At 68.6% G+C, this 17,138-nt stretch carries 14 protein-coding genes; 2 read left to right on the top strand and 12 right to left on the bottom strand.

Annotated elements, in window-relative coordinates; translation table 11 throughout:
• Nucleotides 1–17: 17 nt before the first annotated feature.
• From IAI54_RS15565 to IAI54_RS15535, 7 genes are all read right to left on the bottom strand, one after another.
• A complete protein-coding gene (locus IAI54_RS15565; protein WP_187968069.1) occupies nt 18–779 on the bottom strand; it encodes a polysaccharide deacetylase family protein in 762 nt (253 codons plus the stop codon).
• On the bottom strand, nt 776–1,915 hold the full coding sequence (locus IAI54_RS15560; protein WP_187968068.1) for a glycosyltransferase family 4 protein: 1,140 nt from the start codon (nt 1,913–1,915) through the stop codon (nt 776–778). The genes IAI54_RS15565 and IAI54_RS15560 overlap by 4 nt, the downstream gene beginning before the upstream one ends.
• 52 nt (nt 1,916–1,967) lie before the next feature.
• Nucleotides 1,968–3,128 (bottom strand): glycosyltransferase family protein, encoded by a 1,161-nt coding sequence (locus IAI54_RS15555; protein WP_187968067.1) that lies wholly within the window; start codon nt 3,126–3,128, stop codon nt 1,968–1,970.
• Nucleotides 3,125–4,390: a glycosyltransferase family 4 protein gene (locus IAI54_RS15550; protein ID WP_187968066.1), complete on the bottom strand. Its 1,266-nt coding sequence runs from the start codon at nt 4,388–4,390 to the stop codon at nt 3,125–3,127. The genes IAI54_RS15555 and IAI54_RS15550 overlap by 4 nt, the downstream gene beginning before the upstream one ends.
• Nucleotides 4,387–5,628, bottom strand: coding sequence for a glycosyltransferase family protein (locus tag IAI54_RS15545; protein ID WP_210321135.1), 1,242 nt, complete (start codon nt 5,626–5,628; stop codon nt 4,387–4,389). Before IAI54_RS15545 ends, IAI54_RS15550 begins: the two co-directional genes overlap by 4 nt.
• 205 nt (nt 5,629–5,833) lie before the next feature.
• Complete coding sequence (locus IAI54_RS15540; RefSeq protein WP_187968065.1) at nt 5,834–8,185, bottom strand: mechanosensitive ion channel family protein; 2,352 nt, start codon at nt 8,183–8,185, stop codon at nt 5,834–5,836.
• Nucleotides 8,182–9,345, bottom strand: a complete 1,164-nt coding sequence (locus tag IAI54_RS15535) for a 2Fe-2S iron-sulfur cluster-binding protein (protein ID WP_187968064.1) — start codon at nt 9,343–9,345, stop codon at nt 8,182–8,184. Before IAI54_RS15535 ends, IAI54_RS15540 begins: the two co-directional genes overlap by 4 nt.
• 259 nt (nt 9,346–9,604) lie before the next feature.
• Here IAI54_RS15535 and IAI54_RS15530 point away from each other — a divergent pair, with 259 nt between their 5' ends.
• On the top strand, nt 9,605–10,675 hold the full coding sequence (locus tag IAI54_RS15530) for an MBL fold metallo-hydrolase (RefSeq protein ID WP_235679063.1): 1,071 nt from the start codon (nt 9,605–9,607) through the stop codon (nt 10,673–10,675).
• 156 nt (nt 10,676–10,831) lie between these two features.
• On the opposite strand, the gene IAI54_RS15525 is transcribed toward IAI54_RS15530, so the two are convergent.
• Entirely contained in the window at nt 10,832–12,061 is a 1,230-nt protein-coding gene (locus tag IAI54_RS15525) for a serine hydrolase domain-containing protein (protein ID WP_235679062.1), read from the bottom strand.
• A gap of 253 nt (nt 12,062–12,314) precedes the next feature.
• Here IAI54_RS15525 and IAI54_RS15520 point away from each other — a divergent pair, with 253 nt between their 5' ends.
• Entirely contained in the window at nt 12,315–12,980 is a 666-nt protein-coding gene (locus tag IAI54_RS15520) for a TetR/AcrR family transcriptional regulator (RefSeq protein WP_187968063.1), read from the top strand.
• A gap of 12 nt (nt 12,981–12,992) precedes the next feature.
• On the opposite strand, the gene IAI54_RS15515 is transcribed toward IAI54_RS15520, so the two are convergent.
• The 4 genes from IAI54_RS15515 to IAI54_RS15500 all read right to left on the bottom strand — a co-directional run bounded on the left by IAI54_RS15515 (nt 12,993) and on the right by IAI54_RS15500 (nt 17,112).
• On the bottom strand, nt 12,993–14,024 hold the full coding sequence (locus IAI54_RS15515; RefSeq protein ID WP_187968062.1) for an ABC transporter ATP-binding protein: 1,032 nt from the start codon (nt 14,022–14,024) through the stop codon (nt 12,993–12,995).
• Nucleotides 14,021–15,070, bottom strand: a complete 1,050-nt coding sequence (locus tag IAI54_RS15510) for an ABC transporter ATP-binding protein (protein WP_187968061.1) — start codon at nt 15,068–15,070, stop codon at nt 14,021–14,023. Before IAI54_RS15510 ends, IAI54_RS15515 begins: the two co-directional genes overlap by 4 nt.
• Nucleotides 15,067–16,056, bottom strand: coding sequence for an ABC transporter permease (locus tag IAI54_RS15505; RefSeq protein ID WP_187968060.1), 990 nt, complete (start codon nt 16,054–16,056; stop codon nt 15,067–15,069). Before IAI54_RS15505 ends, IAI54_RS15510 begins: the two co-directional genes overlap by 4 nt.
• 75 nt (nt 16,057–16,131) lie before the next feature.
• Nucleotides 16,132–17,112, bottom strand: a complete 981-nt coding sequence (locus IAI54_RS15500) for an ABC transporter permease (RefSeq protein ID WP_187968059.1) — start codon at nt 17,110–17,112, stop codon at nt 16,132–16,134.
• Nucleotides 17,113–17,138 lie beyond the last annotated feature (26 nt).

Here is a 17,138-nt window from a genome sequence, read left to right as displayed (position 1 = left end):
CCGGAGTGCCGGCTTCGTCAGAACCGCATCGCGGCGCCTGCCGCGATCAGGTCGTCAGCGCTCTCGAAAACGAAGCCGCGGTCTTCCGCCAGCCACGTCACGAGTTCGTCGAGCGTCGCCCAGGCACGCTCGTCGTGGACGAGATGGTGGGTGAGGATGCCGAGCGGCGCGCCGCCCCTTTCGCGGGCCTGGATCAGCCGCCGGACGAGTTCGCCTGCCGTCCAGGAGAGGTCGCGGCCGCGGTGTCCGCCGGCCCAGTCCATCACGTCGATCTGGGTGTTGAGTTCGGGCAGGGACGTGCCCTTGCGCTGCCAGGACCAGGTCGACAGGCCGGTGAAGCCGAGGGCGTGCAACTGCGCGGCCACGTCCGGTGCCATCCGGTTCCACGGCGGCACCAGGATGCCGGAGAGACGCTTGCCGAAGAGCTCCAGCAGCCGGGCGCGCGCATCCGCCAGATCGGCGAGGATCTCTTTTGCCGGCCTCGTGCCGCCGAGTTCGAGCGAGGGTGTGCCGGCGGCCGCGTTGTTGCAATGAGCGATTCCGTGCTGGCAGGGCGTCAGGAGCGGTTCGTCCGCCAGCCGGTCGGCCAGCGCCTGTGTCGCCCGCGCCGGAATCACGGCGAGCAACACCGGCACGCTGCGACGGCGGGCGAAGCCGATCAGCCGTTCCAGCGCCGCCGTGGCCTCCACCGCGTCGTCGTCGCGCAGCCAGAAGCGCGGCGTAAGGCCGGCCTCGGCCCAGAGCGCCAGTTCCTCCTCGACGGCGGCGAAGGCGCTCAAGCCGTGCCGTCCTGCGCAGGTCGCGTCGCCAAGAGCGGTGACAGGACCGTCTTCAGCGCCATGGCCGCGGCCTCCAGTCCATGTTCGCGCATGACCTTTGCCCGGCCTCCGGCGCCGAGACGCGCGCGGTCCTCAGGCGAGGACAGCAGCCGGGCCAGGTTTCCGCGGTAGGCCGCGACGTCGAATTCCGGGGCGAGCAATCCGCTTTCGCCGTGGGCGACGACCACGGGAACGCCCGTCGTGGCGAAGGCGGCCACCGGCAGGCCGTTCGCCTGCGCCTCCAGATAGGCGACGCCGAAGGCCTCCCGCACGCCAGGCCAGGCGAAGAGATCGGCCCGCTGTATCCAGCCCAGCACCTCGGGATGGGGGAGGGCGCCCGTGAAGCGCACCCGGTTGCCGGCAAGGGCGAACATGGCCTCGACTTCGCTCCGCCCGGGTCCGTCGCCCACGATCGTGAGGCGCCATGGCCGGTCGAGAAGACCCGACATCGCCTCGGCGAGGAGCCGGTAGGACTCGATCTTGGCACCCGGACGCATCATCCCCACGGCGAGGATCAGCGGTCCGTCGCCATCGGCGCCGGTGTCCTGCGGGACGGCGGCGTCGGGCAGATCGGCGAGATCGGTGAACGGCTTCAGAGGCAGGATGGTCGATGCGTCCGGCAGGACGCTCTCCAGATAGGCGCGGTCGGCCGGCTTGAGGCAGAAGTTCGCCACCGCCTGACGCACCGCCGCCTGCACCACCGCCCTGCCATCCGCCCAGTCGGTATCCGTATCCTGGCGCGTGCGGCAAGCCTCCACGGTCACGTAGGGAATGTCGAGCGCGCGGCAGAGAGGCGGGCCGATCCAGTCCGGCGCCTTGCAATAGGGATGATAGGTCATCCAGACGTCGGGCCGGAGCGCCGGTTCGGTCCGCCAGGCGGCCAGCAGGCGTTCGGTCTCTGCCTCGCAGCGCGCCTTGCGGTCGAGGAACAGCGCGGCCGACGGCCGCTTCTGGTAGGCGATGGCCTCGCTGGCGACGAAGGGATCGAAGCCGGCGAGCGCCAGCGCCTTCAGGAGATTGCGCGCGATCTCCCGGTCACCCGACGGGATCGGGTGGCCGGGCGGCTTCAGCGGCGCATAGAAGGCGATCCTCGTCATGGGCGCGACCGTAGCGGCGCGGGCGGGCGGGTCAAGCGGTGCCCTGCCTGCGTCAGACCGGCAGATCCTCGTCCCGCGCGATGGCCGCGAGCATCCGCGCGGCCTTCCCCGCGCCGCCGATGTCGATCATCGAACGATCCGGCGCGGGTCCGGCCATGGCGCGGTCGATCGCAGCCGCGATCGCTTCCGGCGTCTCGTTCTCGTGGTCGACCGCGATCGCGAGGCCCTTCTCGTTCATCAGCGCGGCGCGCGTGATCTGTTCGGTCTCGATGCCGTCCGACAGCGGCACCACGATCGCCCGGCAGCCTGCGGTGTAGATGTCGGCCGTGGTGTTGTAGCCGGCACGGGAGATCGACAGTTTCGCGGCCGCCAGCCGCGCGGGCAGATCGGGGATGAAGCGCTCGAATGTGACGTTTTCGCCGGCCAGAGCCTCGAGTTCGGCCCGCTGCGCGGGCGTCGCCGCGAGGCCCGTCAGCACCACCCAGCGCGCATCCGCGAGGACGGACAGCCTGCGGGCCTTCAGCGCGGCAAGCAGCAGCCTATGGCCGAAGGCGCCGCCGCCGACCGACAGGACAACGTCGTACGCTGCCTCGCCCGTCGCGGGAACGGGCGGTTCCGGCGCGACGATGCCCGTGTAGCGCAGCTTGTCCGCGATCTCGCCGCCATGCGGAAAGGTCTTTTCGATGCGCACGAAGCCCGGGTCGCCGTGGACCAGGATGTGGTCGAAATACCGGTCGATGAGGTCCACCACCTCGCGGTCGCGCTCGGGCTTGGCATTTTCCTGGAGGATGTCGCGTACCGATCCGACCACCGTTGCCGGTCGTGGCCTTCGCGTCTTCGCAGCCTCCATCAGCGGCAGCAGTTCGAAGCGCATCTGGCGACGGCCGAAGGGAAAGGCTTCGGTCACCACCACGTCGGGGCGCGTCTTCTCGAAGATGTCGAGCAGCAGGTCGCGACGGCGGTCCTTGTAGGCGTCGTCGACCGGGTTGCCGTCGGCGTCCTCCAGCCTGTTGAAGACCTCCAGGCCCGCCCGCACCGGCGGCAGGTAGTGGACGGGCGCGTCGGCGACGTCGAGCCCGGGGATCGGCACGCCGCCGAAGACGAGGTCGACCTCGACTCCCTCGCCACGCAGCGCGCGCACGATGCGCGAGGCGCGGAAGACATGGCCGACACCGACGAGGTGCTGCACGTAGAACAGGACGCGCGGGGTCATGGGACCTGTATCTCCCTCTGCTTGTCGCCGATCAGGCCGCGGGCTTCGAACAGCGCGATCAGCTGGCCGATCGTGCCGCGATGGTCGAAATGGGCATGGACCCGCTCCATCGCGGACGCCCCGAGGCGGGCGCGCATATCGGGCGACCGCACGGCCTCCTCGATCGCGCTGGCGAGCGCGTGCGGATCGTTCGGAGACACGAGGATGCCCGTGCGCCCATCCTCGATCAGTTCGGGGATGCCAGAGATCGGGGTGGAAATGCAGGGCAGCCCCTGGCTCTGCGCTTCCACCAGCACGTTCGGCAAACCGTCCCGGTCGCCGTCGTCGGCGATGCGGCATGGCAGGACGAAGAGGTCCGACCCGGCATAGGCTTCCAGAACCTCGCTCTGTGCCCGAGAGCCATGGATGGCGACACGCGGGCCGAGCCCGAGCCGCCCGACCTGCGCCTTCAGATCGTCGGCCAGCTCGCCGCCGCCCACGTGGGTCCATTGCCAGGAGAGGTCCTGCGGCAGGAGGGCGAGCGCGTCGGCCAGCGTGTCGAGCCCCTTCTTTGCCACCGCCCGGCCGACGGACAGGATCCGCACGGGATCGGCGACGTCCGTGCCGTCGCGCCGCGAAGGCGCACGCCGGGGTCTCGGGAAGCGCGTGAGATCGATGCCGTGATAGACCAGCGTCACTTTCGCCGGATCGAGCGACAGGTCCTTGAGATGGCGGGCGCCGCCAGCCGTGCAGGTGACGGTCCACTCCGCGGCATCCAGCTTTTCGGACAGTTCCCAGTCCGGCGAGGTCCAGATGTCCTTGGCGTGGGCGGAGGCACTCCAGGCGATCCCCGTCATGTCGCTGGCATAGCGCGCCACCGAGGAGGGCGTGTGGATGAAGTGGCTGTAGATCCAGCGCGCCTCCGGGGGAAACTCGGCTGCGAGCACGATGGCCTGTCCGAAGCGGCGGACACGGTTGCGGGTGACGTCGCGCGCGAGATCCTTCAGCCAGTGGCGGACAGCCTTGCCGAAGCCCGGCAGCCGGCGCGCCTTCCGCCACGCCGCGATCACCCGCCGGGGCTCGTCGTGCAGGTATTCGGGAAGGTAGGTGACGGGCGCACGGATCTCGTCGTTGACGGGATGGCGCTTGCCGTCGGTGGGATGGCGCAGCGAGACGAGGTGCAGGTCGTAGCCGGCGCGCTCCAGTTCCAGGAGTTCCTGCGCGATGAAGGTTTCCGACAGGCGCGGATAGCCCTTCAGCACGACGACGAGGGCAGGCTTCATGAGGAGGCGGCTTTGCGCAGTTCCGATGCGGCCGTGATCTCTTCCCGGCGGTCGAACAGGATCTCCGTCAGCGCGCAGATGCGGTTGAGGCCGTCGAGGTCGGGGCGTGCGACGGCGGCGGAGGGTTTCGGGCGCTGCAGCACGGCGTCGATGGCGGCCAGGAGCCGCCGCGGGTTCTTCGCCATCTCGATATCGATGACGTCGACCCAGCCGAACTCCGCGGCGCGGTTGGCACGGATCGCCTGCTCGCGGCGCGGTGCGGTGCGGGGCACGAAGAGCGCCCGCTTGTCGAAGGAAATGACCTCGCAGAAGGTGTTGTAGCCGCACATGCCGACGACGGCGCTGGCGTTGGCCACGACCGCCTCCAGGTTGGCATCGAAATCGATGATGCGGACGTTCGGCACGCTGCCGGCGCGCGCGCCGATCTCGAAACGCTCGCGCTCGGTCATGAACGGCCCGAGCACGAACAGGAACTCCCGGCCCGGCGTCCGGTCCTGGCGCACGGCGCCGAGGGCGGCCGCCATGAGTTCGTAGCCGTCGCCGCCGCCGCCGGCCGTCACCAGCACATAGTCCCGGCCGTACTTCTCCGTGGCATCCTCGGCGGCCAGGGTGCGAGGCAGGAAGCCGGTGTAGCGGGTCTGGGACAGGATGGTCTCGGACAGATCGATGCCGGCGAGCGGGTTGTAGAAGCTGCCCGGGCCGTAGATCCAGATCTCGTCGTAGAGCGCCAGATGCTCGACGATGTGCTTGCGCTGCCACTCTTCACGCAGGAGTTCCGGTGCGTCGAGAACGTCGCGCAGGCCGAGCACGGTGATCGCCCCCTTCGCCTTTGCCCATTTGAGCGTCGACAGCATCTCGCGGGCCAGTCCCAGCGGTTCCTTGTCGACGATGATCATGTCCGGGCGGATCCGCTCGGCGGCGGCGCGAATGACGGCCTCCCGGGCATTGATGGTCTGCTCGAAGGTCAGTTCGCCGCTGCCGGAGGTATAGGTGCCGTTCGGAAGCTTGCTGGCCGGCGGTATCTGGATGTAATCGACGCGGTCCTCGAAGGGAAAGGCGTCGACCACGGGAGAACCCGAGACGATCGACACGTGTACGCCGGGAAAATGCGAAACCAGCGCATGGGCTATCGTGCGGCTGCGCCGCAGATGGCCGAGACCGAACGTATCGTGGCTGTACATGAGTACAGTGAATTCGAAGACCGGGTCCATGCGCGCCTGGATACGTTCGGCAAACACCTCGATGCCTCGATGTCGGACAAGGACCATAGAGGCATCGTATGCGTCCAGGTCCTCGCCTCCCCCGAGACGGGACAGCCATTCACGGTTCCCTCGGTCCGTCGCACTCACGATCGGCGGGCCAGCGACCAACAGCATGCCGAACATTCACGCTCGCCGCGCCGAAATCAAGCCCCCCTGCGCAAAGTCGCGGAAGCTTCACATTTCACGGTTCGTCGCGCGCCGGCGCGGCCGGGCGCTGGGCTTCGATCACCGTCTGTGCCGCCCCGGCAACGGCCTCCCGCACCTGGTCGGGGAGGGGTATCTCCGACAGGACCTCGACCTTTACGTTGCGCTGCGCGAAGTGGATGCCGTTCTTCTCGAAGGCGTCCCGCAGCTTGTGATAGGCGTCGCGCCGGATGACCCATTGCGCGCCGGGCCGGGCCATGAACTTGACGCCGACCACCATGTTGAACTCCTCCATCCGCCGCACGCCCTGCGACTTCAGCGTCTCGATGATATAGTGCCCGTAGGCCGGATCGGCCTGCAGCTCGGCGCCGACCTGCTTGACCAGCTTCTTGACCAGCCTCAGGTCGGTCTCGAAGGGCACGCGGAACTCCAGCTTCATGATCACCCAGTCACGGCTGTAGTTGGTGAGCGATTTCAGCTCGCCGAAGGGAATCGTGTGGACGGCGCCGCGGTGGTGGCGCACCCGCATGGAGCGGAGAGACATGGATTCCACGGTGCCGCGCAGGTCGCCGATCTCGACATACTCGCCGACGCGGAAGGCATCGTCGACGAGGAAGAAGATGCCGGAGACGATGTCGCGGACCAGGGACTGCGTGCCGAAGCCGACGGCCACGCCGACGATGCCCGCACCGGCGAGCAGGGGCGCGATGTTGACGCCGACCGAGGACAGCATGGTGAGGCCGCCGATCACGAGGATGGTCACCAGCAGAATGTTGCGCATCAGCGGCAGGAGCGTCGCCATGCGCGCCTCGGGACCCGGCGCCTCGCCGGGCGGCGGCGCGACGTAGCCGGCCAGCCGCCGGTCGATCGCCGTCCGCGCCCAGACCCAGATGAGGTCGGCGAGCAGCAGCACGGCCACGACGTTGATCGCCACCTTGGCGATGCGACCGGCGATCGTCGGCGTCTCGGCCAGCGCGAAGATGTCGGTGCCCCAGGCCGCCGCCAGTGCGAACAGCGTGGCGACCGCGAGCAGGAAGCGCACGAGCCGCCGCACGATCGGCCGGTAGATGGCGTATCGGCCTGCGGCAGCCTCGGCGGCGGACGCGGGCGGTGCGGCCCTCGGCAAGCCCTCCAGGTCGGCAGCAGGGGAGGAGGCAGCCGAAGCCCCGTCGGGATGCAGCTTCGCTTCGTCGGCGGCCGCAGCCGCATCCTCCCGTTCGGCGGCTTCCTCGGCCCGGTCGAAGAAATGGTCGATCATCGCTCGCGCCAGCGTCATTGCGGGGGCGAAGAGACCGATGATCAGGACCGTCCACATCAGCTCGCGGGCGCCCGCGATCCAGAGCAGCAGCGCGGCAATCAGAACGAGCGACTGCGCGATCGGAAGCAGCCGCACGGCGACCGGCTCCAGCCTGCCCAGCGCGAAGCTCGGCATCGCAACCTCGCGGATGATGCGCGGCGTCATCGACCAGATCATCGCCAGCACCGCAAGCGTCGTGAGCGCACCGAGGCCGACCGACACCGCCAGCGCCGCACCCTGCGCCTGCAGGGAGCCGGATGCCGTGCGGGCCAGCGCGGCCAGCGTGTCCGACACGAGAAGGGACGTCACGAAGACGACGGCGACGAAGACGTTCCAGCCGTGCACCTTCGACGCCAGCCGATCGTCGAGCGGCACCAGCCGTAGCGAGGGCGAGCGCGGCGCCAGCAGGAAGCGCGAGAGCGTCGCCAGCGAGCGCACGGCGATGACGCCGATGAGCAGATTGACGACCACCCTTTCCAGGAAACCCGGCCACGTGAAGGAGAGGAAGGCGCCGACGCTGCCGATCGAGAAGACGGCGATGGCCAGAGCCTGCAGGAACAGGCGCGATGTCGCCGCCGACAGCCGCCGCATCAGAGTGCGCGGGATGGCGTGCTCGATCCGCACCAGCGTCGGATGCAGGTACTGCCAGAACAGCCATTCCAGACCGCCGCCGACGAAGACGAAGATGACGACGTAGGTCAGGCTGCGCAGGGCATCGCCGCGCGACAGCTGCGAGCGCCAAGCGTCGGCGAGCACTTCCGGCACCAGCGGGAAGTTCGACCAGGCGCTGGCGAGCTCGGCCATGCGCTGACGGGCGGCCGCCAGACGGCGCTCCACCGCAGCGCGCAGCGAGGCCCGCTCGTCGTCTTCGGCTTGCGGCCGTTCGGCTGCCGCCTGCTTGAGCCATTCGACGACGCTCGGATCTCCGAGCAGGCGCAGCAGCTCCTGCACGTCGGCCGCCGCGGGCGGTTGAGCGGTCGTCTCGGCTGCTGCCGGTGCACGCTGGGCCATCGGAAGGCCGGTCTGCGCGGCGGCCGCGGCCGGGATCAGGAGCGAGGCCACGAACAGGACGACGACACGCATGCGGTTCATGCGGCGGTTCCTTCCTGCGGCAGGACGACGCTCGGCGCGTGGTGCAGGTCGCCCGGACGGACGAAAGGTGCCAGGACCCGCTCGACGGCAAGGTCGCCCGGTCCCGGCCGCAACTGACACGCGAGCCGCTCTCCCGCTGCGGCGCCGACGCGGGCGAGCGTCTGTGCCTCCTCGGTGTCGGGCTCGGGCAGCGCCGCGTCTCCGCCGTGCATCCGGATGCGGCATGTTCCGCAGCGGGCGCGTCCCCGGCACAGATGGGCGATCGCCACATTCCGTTGCTCGGCGATCTCGAGCACGCTCAGGCCGGCCGGTGCCGATACCGACGGGCCTTCGGCGAAGGCGATGCGGACGGTGTTTCGGTCGCCTGCCAGGCGAAACTGGCGAGCGACCAGAACTGCGGCGATCACGCCGAGATACAGATAGAAGACCGTCCAGTTGACGCGGCTGAAGAAAGCCAGGATCTCGGCGCGGGAAAGGTTCGGCTGAGCCGGTGTCTCGTCTGCCGGTTCGACGGGAGTGGTGTCCTCCGCAGAGCCGGTCTCCGCCGCGCCCGCCGTCGCGGACCCGGCCGCGACGGCGGGCGCGGCGTCGAGCGCCTCGATCGCCTGGTTGCCGGCGCCGACGAAGCCGAGCAGCGCGAGCACCGGAATGGCGACCGCGAGCGGATGCAGGAAGGCGCCGGTCCGTCGCCACCATGGCTGGACCCGGGCCCAGGTGACGACCCCGACGCAGCCATGGATCCAGAGAAAGGCCAGGAGCAGGACCTGGCGAAGGCCCTCCCCGGGCGCCCAGATCCAGAAGTACGGGATGAGTGATGCGAAACTCGGCTCGATTCCGAACCGGGCCGCGAGGGCGGTACCGACGACGTGCGGCGTCAGGAGCGGAATCACCAGAAGGCTTGCAGCGAGCTGGACGCCGTCGGTGGTCGACATGCGCAGCGTGTTGCGCCGGTAGATCGCGAGAAGCCCCAGCGAAAAATGCGCCAGGAAAGCCGCCGTCAGGACCAGGCTGCCGGGCGGGCTGGACCACAAGGCCATCAGCCAGGGCCGCGCCTCGTCCATGGCCTCGATGGAACGCAGCCCGAAAGCAACGTTGACGAGATGCATCGTCACGAAGGCGAACAGCACCAGCCCCGAGACGATCCTGATTGTCCTGACCATGCGCCCCCGCGCCCGTTCGCCGACACCGGTGCGACCTTACCCGTATTGTCGTCCGGCAGGAACAGTGCGCATCGGGAAAGAAAGGTCCGCCGCGGGTCGCGAAGACGGGAACGATCCCGATGTCCTTGCCAAGCAGGAAGGCAGGGTCTAATCCGGCGCGATCATCCGGGCCGCGCCTGCTGCGGGATGCCGTCGCGACAGCCGGCGTCGCGCTGCCTCCTTCCGGAGACGAAGCCCCCCGAAAACGAGAGACAGGTCATTGCCGAACGATATCAAGACCGGGCGCAGCGCCGCCCTGCCGCAGGCCGGGCTCTCCTTTCCCCACGCCGCACCGCCCCCCACGGGCGAACTCGTCGAGATCGCGCCCGGTATCCTGTGGACCCGGATTCCGCTGCCGTTCCGGCTCGACCACGTCAACATCTTCCTGATCGAGGACGGCGACGGCTGGGCAGTGGTCGACACGGGCATCTCCAACCAGCCCACCCGCGACGTCTGGGAGTCCCTGGTTTCCGGGCCGCTTGCCGGCCGGCGGCTCACCCGGCTGATCGTCACCCACTTTCACCCCGACCACATCGGCCTGGCAGGCTGGATCTGCGACCGGTTCGACATTCCGCTTCTCACCAGCCAGACGGCCTATCTCGGCTGCATCAACATCTCGCTCAGCCCCGGTGCACTGGAGGCCAAGCCCTATCGCGACTTCTATCTGCGCCACGGCATGAGCGAGGAGACGGCCACGATCGTGTCCACCCAGGGACATGGCTACCTGCGCATGGTGACGCCGCTGCCGCTGAGTTTCGGGCGCCTGGTGGCGGGCGATACGCTCGACATCGGCGGGCGCCGCTTCGACGTGCTCTCGGGCGACGGACATGCACCCGAGCAGATCATGCTCTACGCGCCCGACGACAACCTCTTCCTCGCCGCCGACCAGGTGCTGGCGAAGATCACGCCCAACATCAGCGTCTGGGCGGTGGATCCCGAGGGCGATCCGCTCGGGCTCTACATCCGGTCGCTCAACGCGATCCGCGACCGGATTCCCGCCGACGCGCTGGTCTTGCCGGGCCACCAGCTGCCCTTCCGCGGCCTGCACACGCGGTGCGGCGAACTGATCGACCATCACGAGGAGCGTTGCGAACGCATCTGGCAGGCCTGCCGGGCCGGGCCGCGTTCCGTGGCCGAGCTGGTTCCGACCATCTTCTCGCGCCCGCTCGACCCGCACCAGCTTTCCTTCGCCTTCTCCGAAGTCCACGCCCACGTGAACTTCATGCTCCGGCGCGGACAGCTGAGGTGGGAAGACAAGAAGGCGCCGATGCTGCGGGCGGTGCTCGCCTAGGACTGTCTGGAAACGCGGGCGGTTCGGTCCGGCGGGGCCTTTCCGTCGTCCTGTCGTCACAGGCCCTGCGCCGCCGATTTCCCGTACAGTCTCCTGGCGGGACACGCGGGGATCGCGACGCCTGCGGTCGCGATCCCGGTTCACTCCGACGGATGATCAGCCGCCAAGCCGCCCGGTGATCTGGCGGAAGAGTTCGAAGTTCTCCTCGTCGCGGCCGACCGGTTCGGCGGTGTGGCTCGCCTTGACGATCACGAGGTCGTTGGCCGGATCCACATAGATGAACTGGTGATGCAGCCCGATGGCGGAGTAGGCATCGGATCCGGCGACGGTCCACCACTGATACTGGTAGCCGAGCGGCTCGCCGGCCGCCGTCGGCTCGTAGCCTTCGTCCGGGACGGTCGCTTCCTCCACCCATTCGGCCGGCAGAACCTGCCTGCCGTTCGCCTTGCCGCCATTGAGGAACATCAGGCCGAAGCGCGCGTGGTCGCGCGCGGTGGCATTGAGACCGGCGCCGAAGAACTCGCGCCCGACGGAGTCGGGTCCGTCCATGATCCAGTAGGCGTCGTTCTCCATACCGGCGGGCTTCCACAGCTTCTCCGACATGTATTCGGATCCGGTCTTGCCGACGGCCGCTTCGAGGATGCAGCCGAGAACGCTGGTGTCCAGGGTGGCATAGTTGAAGACCGCGCCCGGAGCGTTGGGGCCGGGCTTGGATTCGTTGGCGGCATAGTCGCACCAGCGGTAGCGATAGGCGACGAGCGAGTTGTCGTGCACCTTCGTCAGCTGCGTCTCGCTGCCGAACTGGTAGACTTCCAGCCAGTCGACGCCCGAGCGCATCCGCAGCAGGTCGCGGATGGTCGGCCCGTCATAGCCCGTCCCTTTCATCTGCGGCAGGTAGTCGGTCACCTTGTCGTCGAGCGATTTGATCGCGCCGTCCGCCAGAGCGAGGCCGATGAGCGTGGAGACGTAGGACTTGGCCACGGAGAAGGTGAGGAAGCGCGTATCGGCGTCGCTTCCGTTGCGATAGCTCTCGTGGACGATCTTGCCGCCCTTCACCACGACGAGAGCGTTCGTGGACGTGGCTTCGAGGGCTTCCTCGAAGGAGAGGGCCTTGCCTGCGACCGTGAACTCGCCGTCGAACGCGACGGGTTCGACCGGAAGGTCCCAGACCTCGTCGCCGGCTGCGACCGTGCGGCTGGCGAAGAGCTGATCCATGTGCTGGAACGTCAGGTAGTTCAGGTTCGCGTCGAACATATGGGCGCGGGCAGTGATCATCGTCGGCGTCAGCCAGCGCGCGTCCGCCTCGCCGGCCCCTGCCGGAGCAGATGCCAGAGCCATGGCGGCGGTCAGGAGCCCGCCTGCGGTGGTGAGAATTCGTTTCGACATGCTGAAGTCCTCCCTGTTGCGGTCACCGCGGAATCCGGTCGCGCACCCGGCGCCGCCTCTTCCCGGCGCCTCCGGCCGGGTGGATCATGCGATGTAACCAATGGTAACATTGCTGATCCGTCGCCCGAGGTCAAGGGTATCACCGGCGGCTCGGTTGACGGGCGCGGGGAGCGGATGGACAGTCGCGGGCTGGGCGCTCCGCCTGTGGCAACGCGCGCGGCGGGCGTCGACGATGGGCAAAGGGATGCCGAAGATGAGCTATCACCACGGGGATCTGCGCAATGCCCTCCAGGAGGCCGCGCTGGCGCTGGTGGCCGAGCGCAACGGCATCGGCTTCACCCTGCGAGAGCTGGGAGCTGCGGTCGGCGTGTCGCATGCGTCCGTCTACCGGCATTTCGCAGACAAGGCGGAACTGCTCGAGGCGCTCACGGCGCGCGGCTTCGACCTGCTGCATGCCTATCAGCAGGAAGAACTCGCCAGGGCCGGCGACGATGCGACGGAACGTCTGCACGCTCTGAGCGATGCCTACATTCGCTTCGCCCGCGAAAAGCCCGGCGCCTTCTGGCTGATGTTCGGTTCGCGGGAAGAAAGCGTATCGGCTGCGAAGGCGCGGGAGCGCATCAACGAGAAGGCGTTGCACACCCTGATCGAGGAGATCGAGCGCTGCCAGACCGAGGGCGTGATCATCGCGGGAGATCCCCGTCTCATCGCCGGCTACCTGGTGATGGCGCCGCACGGCTTCGCCTGCTACTCGGCCCGCGACCTGGCGATGATCGGGCTCGAAGAAGCCTACATGACGGCGCGCATGGTGTCGGAGATCTCCCTGATCCCGGTCCTGAAGCAGCCTCCGGTGCCCGGAGACGTCGGGGCGCGCTTCTTCGGTGGAACACGCAGCTCCGACACGATCCGCGGCGGCTGAGACTCGTCGGGATCAGGCCTCCGCGAACAGATGGCACCGCACCCCCGCGTCGCCTCTCGCCAGCACCGGCGGGACGACGGTCCTGCAGTGCGGCATCACGAAGGGGCAGCGGGGGTGGAAGTGGCAGCCGGAAGGTGGGTTGACGGGGTTGGGGATCTCGCCGGCGATCGCCAGCCGTTCCTTGCCCGCCATCTCGATGTCGGGGACCGCGTCGAGCAGCATGCGGGTGTAGGGGTGCTTCGGGTCCGAGAAAAGCTCGCGGGCGGGCGCTTCCTCGACCAGCCGCCCGAGATAGAGCACGCCGACGCGGGTGGCCACGTGGCGCACCACGGCGAGGTTGTGGCTGATGAAGAGGTAGGTCAGGCCGAGCCGCTCCTGCAGCTCGCGCAACAGGTTCAGCACCTGCGCCTGCACCGACACGTCGAGCGCCGACGTGGGTTCGTCGCAGACGATGAAATGCGGCTCGGAGGCCAGCGCGCGGGCAATGGCGATGCGCTGGCGCTGGCCGCCGGAAAACTCGTGCGGAAACTTGCTGCCGTCGCGCGGGTCGAGCCCGACGAGCGACAGGAGTTCGCCGACGCGTGCGGCGCGATCCTTCGGGTCGGGAATCATGCCGAAGGCCTTGATCGGTTCCTCGACGATGGCACCGACGCGCCAGCGCGGGTTGAGGCTGGCGAAGGGGTCCTGGAAGATCATCTGGATGCGGCGGCGCATGCGGCGCTGCAATTCGGCCGACTTCTCGCCCCACACGTCGATGCCCTCGATGGTGATGGAGCCTGCCGAAGGCGGCAGGAGCCCCACCGCCATCTTGGCGATGGTCGACTTGCCCGAGCCGGATTCGCCGACCAGCGCATAGGTCTCGCCGCGCCGGATGGAGAAATCGACGCCGTCGACCGCCGTCAGCGTCACGCGGCCGCCGCCCTCGATCAGGCGGTTGAGCAGCGGCTTCGACAGGTCGAACACCCGGCGCAGGCCCCTGACCTCGACCAGCGGGGCGGCAGTCGATGCGGCGGCGAGGCCGGAGGGGGCTTCGGTGGTGCTCATCGACCCGTCTCCGCCGGTGTCCGGGCGAGGCGGATGCCGGCCTCCGACGCGCGGCCGGCGATCTCCGGCGGCGGTGCGGTCTTCGCGTCGTGCAGGAAGCAGGCGGCGTCGGTTGCTCCCGCCGGATAGGCGTCGGGCCGTTCGGCGCGGCAGCGGTCGAAGGCGAAGTCGCAGCGCGGGTTGAAGGCGCATCCGGGCGGAATGGCGCCCAGCCGCGGCATGGACCCCGGAATCTGCGCCAGCTTCTCGTCGGGATCGCCGGCAAGCGACGGGATCGCGGCCATCAGGCCCTTCGTGTAGGGGTGCTGGGGATGTTTGACCACGTCGCGCACCGGCCCGATCTCGGCCAGGCGGCCGGCATAGAGCACGCAGACCCGGTCGGCCGTCTCCGCGATCACCCCCATGTCGTGGGTGATCAGCATGACCGAAGCGCCGCGGTCGGCACAGAGGCGCTTCAGCAGGGCGATGATCTGCGCCTGCACCGAGACGTCGAGCGCCGTCGTCGGCTCGTCGGCGATGACGAGCTGCGGATCGGCGGCGAGCGCCAGCGCGATCACCACCCGCTGTCGCATGCCGCCGGAGAACTGGTGCGGATAGGCCGACAGCCGTTCGGCCGCGGCCGGGATGCCCACCTCCTCCAGCAGGCGCTGCGCCTTGTCGCGCGCGGCGCGGCCCGACAGCCGCTCATGCGTCAGGATCGTCTCGGTCAGCTGCTCGCCGATCCGGTAGAGCGGGTTGAGGCTGGTCAGCGGATCCTGGAAGATCATGCCGATGCGCCTGCCGCGCACGTGGCGCATGCGCTCGGGCGGCAGGTGGTCGATCCGTTCGCCCGCCAGCCGGATCTCGCCGCCCGCCACCCGGCCCGGCGGTTCCAGCAGGCCGATGATGGCCGAGCCGGTGATCGACTTGCCGGCGCCGGATTCGCCCACCATACCCAGCACCTCGCCGGGCGCGATGTCGAAGGACAGGTCGTCGATCGCCCTCAGCACGCCGCGGCGCGTCGGGATCTCGACCCTCAGGTTTCTGACGGAGAGGGTAGGGGTCATCTGAGCTTCGGATTCAAGGCGTCGCGCAGCCAGTCGCCGAGCAGGTTGACCGCGAGCGCGAGCACGGCCAGCGTGATGCCGGGGAAGATCGTGATCCACCATTCGCCGGAGAACAGGAAGTCGTTGCCGATGCGGATCAGCGTGCCGAGCGAGGGCTGCGTGGGCGGCACGCCGACGCCGAGGAAGGAGAGGGTGGCCTCGGTGATGATGGCGAGCGCCAGGTTGATGGTGGCGATCACCAGCACCGGGCCGAGCACGTTTGGCAGCACGTGCTTGACCATGATGGTCCAGGGGCGCAGCCCGATCAGGCGCGCGGCCAGCACGTATTCCTTGTTCTTCTCCACCAGCACCGAGCCGCGCACGGTGCGGGCGTACTGCACCCAGAAGGACAGGCCGATCGACAGCACCAGCACCCCGAAGACGATGTCCTGGTAGGAATTGGGTCCGGCGACGCCGCGCGCGACACCGTCGATGAGGAGTGCGATCAGGATCGCCGGAAAGGTGAGCTGGACGTCGGCGACACGCATGATGACCGAATCGACGACGCCGCCGAGATAGCCGGCGAGAAGGCCGAGCGTCACGCCCAGCACAAGCGCGAAGAGCACGCTGGCGAAACCGACGGCCAGCGAGATGCGCATGCCGTAGAGAATGGTCGACAGGATGTCGCGGCCCTGGTCGTCGGTGCCGAGCAGGAAGCGCGGATCGCCTTCGCCTGTCCATGCCGGCGGATAGAAGGAATCCATGATCGACAGCGTCGCCGGGTCGAACGGGTCGTGCGGCGCGATCAGCGGCGCAAACAGCGCAGACAGCACCAGCAGCAACGTCACCATCGCCGAGACGACGGTCACCGGCGAGCGGATGAAGGAGTACCAGATGTCGTTGTCTCGCAGACGTGCGAGCCGGCCAGGGGCCTGCGCGGCGCCCCGTTCGGGCGCGACGGTCGGGGTACTGCCGGCTCTCGCTTCCTCGCCGGTCACGTAGGGCATCGCGCACCTCGTCGATCGAGCCGTCCGGGGGGTGGGCAGGACGTTGCCCGCTTCGGGTCGATCAGCATGACCGGATCATCCGCGCGCGCCTCCGAGCCTGATGCGGGGATCGACCGCGACGTAGAGCAGGTCGACGATGAAGTTGATCGTGACGAACAGGAAGGCGATCAGCAGCAGGTAGGCGGCCATGATCGGGATGTCGACGCTCTGCACGGCCTGCAGGAACAACAGCCCCATGCCGGGCCACTGGAACACCGTTTCGGTGATGATGGCGAAGGCGATGATGGACCCGACCTGCAGGCCGGTGATGGTGATCACCGGCACGAGCGTGTTCTTCAGGGCATGGCCGAAATTGATCGCCTTGCGCGAGAGACCGCGGGCGCGGGCGAACTTGATGTAGTCGGTGCGCAGCACCTCCAGCATCTCGCCGCGCACGAGCCGCATGATCAGCGTCATCTGGAACAGGCCGAGCGTGATCGACGGCAGGATCAGCGACTGCAGACCGGACGCAGTCAGCAGTCCTGTCGTCCAGCCGAAGCCGATTTCGACCACCGCGCCGCGCCCGAAGGATGGCAGCCAGCCGAGATTCACCGAGACGAGGAAGATGAGCAGGATGCCGATCAGGAAGGTCGGCAGGGAGACGCCGACCAGCGAAATGGCCAGGAAGGCCCGCGACACCCAGGAGCGCGGATAAAGACCGGTGAAGACGCCCATGGGCACGCCGACGGCAAGGGCAAAGAAGGCCGAGACCAGTGACAGCTCCAGCGTCGCCGGCAGGCGCGAGGCGATCAGCGCCGCCACGGGCTGCTTGAACTGGTAGGAGATGCCGAAATCCAGCTGGGCGGCCCGCAGGATGAAGCGGCCGAACTGCAGCAGCACGGGATCGTTGAGACCCAGCGCCTCGCGCAGCGCGGCGCGATCCTCCGGCGATGTGTCGACGCCGACGAGCTGGTTCACCGGGTCGCCGACGAAGCGGAACATGATGAACGAGATGAGCGCCACGACGAGCATGACGCCAATGGCCTGGACGAGCCGCCGGATGGCGAAAGCAAGCATGCGGTGAAGCCTCTCTGAGCGTTGCG

Origin of the sequence: Aquibium microcysteis, assembly GCF_014495845.1 — a bacterium.
Classification (GTDB): Bacteria; Pseudomonadota; Alphaproteobacteria; order Rhizobiales; family Rhizobiaceae; genus Aquibium; species Aquibium microcysteis.
This window is presented reverse-complemented; position numbering and strand designations above follow the sequence as displayed.

Coding starts and splice junctions, on each gene's coding strand:
- IAI54_RS15560 (WP_187968068.1), bottom strand. CDS start 1,915: ATGACGAGGATCGCCTTCTATGCGCCGCTGAAGCCGCCCGGCCACCCG.
- IAI54_RS15555 (WP_187968067.1), bottom strand. CDS start 3,128: ATGACCCCGCGCGTCCTGTTCTACGTGCAGCACCTCGTCGGTGTCGGC.
- IAI54_RS15550 (WP_187968066.1), bottom strand. CDS start 4,390: ATGAAGCCTGCCCTCGTCGTCGTGCTGAAGGGCTATCCGCGCCTGTCG.
- IAI54_RS15540 (WP_187968065.1), bottom strand. CDS start 8,185: ATGAACCGCATGCGTGTCGTCGTCCTGTTCGTGGCCTCGCTCCTGATC.
- IAI54_RS15535 (WP_187968064.1), bottom strand. CDS start 9,345: ATGGTCAGGACAATCAGGATCGTCTCGGGGCTGGTGCTGTTCGCCTTC.
- IAI54_RS15525 (WP_235679062.1), bottom strand. CDS start 12,061: ATGTCGAAACGAATTCTCACCACCGCAGGCGGGCTCCTGACCGCCGCC.
- IAI54_RS15520 (WP_187968063.1), top strand. CDS start 12,315: ATGAGCTATCACCACGGGGATCTGCGCAATGCCCTCCAGGAGGCCGCG.
- IAI54_RS15515 (WP_187968062.1), bottom strand. CDS start 14,024: ATGAGCACCACCGAAGCCCCCTCCGGCCTCGCCGCCGCATCGACTGCC.
- IAI54_RS15510 (WP_187968061.1), bottom strand. CDS start 15,070: ATGACCCCTACCCTCTCCGTCAGAAACCTGAGGGTCGAGATCCCGACG.
- IAI54_RS15505 (WP_187968060.1), bottom strand. CDS start 16,056: ATGCCCTACGTGACCGGCGAGGAAGCGAGAGCCGGCAGTACCCCGACC.
- IAI54_RS15500 (WP_187968059.1), bottom strand. CDS start 17,112: ATGCTTGCTTTCGCCATCCGGCGGCTCGTCCAGGCCATTGGCGTCATG.